The sequence below is a fragment of the Noviherbaspirillum pedocola genome, from assembly GCF_016632335.1.
Classification (GTDB): Bacteria; Pseudomonadota; Gammaproteobacteria; order Burkholderiales; family Burkholderiaceae_D; genus Noviherbaspirillum_A; species Noviherbaspirillum_A pedocola.
In genome coordinates this window covers 1-1,617 of sequence record NZ_JAEPBG010000068.1, presented here as the reverse complement: position 1 = coordinate 1,617, position 1,617 = coordinate 1, and the positions used below count along the sequence as shown (strand labels likewise).

Annotated in this window: 2 protein-coding genes; both read right to left on the bottom strand. The window is 54.4% G+C overall.

All coding sequences use genetic code 11. The features are described from left to right. On the bottom strand, positions 1 to 368 hold a 368-nt coding region (locus JJB74_RS33635; RefSeq protein WP_234485061.1), incomplete at its 3' end, for a hypothetical protein. A gap of 374 nt (positions 369 to 742) precedes the next feature. Beyond that, positions 743 to 1,617: rolling circle replication-associated protein (locus JJB74_RS32920; protein ID WP_200598763.1), on the bottom strand; the 875-nt coding region annotated here is incomplete at its 5' end.

Genomic DNA, 1,617 nt, shown 5'->3' with positions numbered 1-1,617 from the left:
ACGGACGATATAACGACCTCAAAGCCACCACCGGAGAACTCTTGAACCTTGGCCCTGAAATGGACCGGCTTTTCATAAAGCGGGTAGTTGATTGCCCTGCCTGAGTACTCCGAGGAAGAGTAAGGAATCTGTTCAGGACGGAGGGAGGTGAAGGGATTCCCTTCAAGTATCCTTGTATCTAGTTTAACTGCCGGGGGCTCCGCCCCCGCACCCCCGGCCTGCGCGATAGCGCAAGCCAGAGGCGCGGCGTCAGACCCCTCAGCACCCTCAGGGATAACAAAATTGGCGTCTTGCTCAAACGTGTTGGCAGTTTCGTCACGACAAAACGTAACTAGTGACGAAATGCCGGGCATGGTATGCTCGGACATGTCGGTTTTGGGGCTTCCTAAAGTTATCTGGAACCGACCACAGGTCCGAACGGCTGCAACCGTTGCGGGCCTTTTTCATTGGTAGGCTTGAAACGGATGTTGCCTTACTCAGCCGTTTCCGTCAATCAACCGGAATGCCAATCCAGCCACCCGTGGTACGCAACGGTGCGTAATGGCTTGCAGAGCGCGAATACGGCCTCAGGGGATAAAAAGATAAAGCCGCGGATGGAGCTAACCATGCGCAGCCTCAGCGATGCTTACATGGGCCCTGCGGCCCATACCCAGCTACTTAAAAGCTCTGATATCGATGTGACGTAGGAGAGGTTCGCCGCATCACGTGCTCCATCCGTGCGCGCGCGTTGCGGCGCCTGGTCTTAGAACGGAACGTGACTCCATATCCCCCCAGGATCAGGAACACAACGCATCCACGCCAGGTCGATATTCCTAGCTTGGAAAAAGTCCTGCTTCATATCCGCCGGAACGAAATCGAACTCTCGGCAGAACTCCGTTACTGCTTCCTTGATTGATACCGCCTTCAACCAGTACGCACGAGCTTCCTTGAGATTGATCTTTGAAGCCCAGTACCTCTTTTTGTTAAAGCCTGCGCAGTCCTCTTTCGTTATGTACTTGGAGATGTAGGACGCGATCTTATCCATGCGCCTATGAGCGCCGCCCTTGACCCTGATATGACGGATATTGAATCCACCCGGAGCAGCAGCCCCTTTCTCTTTTCCAGTGGCCCCCAATGCGATGTACCAGCATCGACGGAACAACACCATTTCACGCGACGAGAGCCGCCCACGAATGGCCGCATGTAGATGCAGATGATCGGGGTTTGTGGGATGAGGTTCGCACACGCACACGTACTCAAACTTGCGCTTCATGTGATACGAAACGTTATCCGTGAAACGACCCCATGCCGCCTTCAATTCATCTCTGGAGATCGTGGCACGAGTGGTAAATGTGATGAGATGATCCGCACCCATTTCCTTGACCTTGAGACGCACTGAACGCTTGGCCCTACGCCTAGCCTTCTCAATGGATTCCTGATCCCCCTTGCGCTCTGTACGTGGCCCACGGGGGACGTGCATTGAAGCGCGATCGGCATGACGCTGGAGGTTCACGGACGATATAACGACCTCAAAGCCACCACCGGAGAACTCTTGAACCTTGGCCCTGAAATGGACCGGCTTTTCATAAAGCGGGTAGTTGATTGCCCTGCCTGAGTACTCCGAGGAAGAGTAAGGAA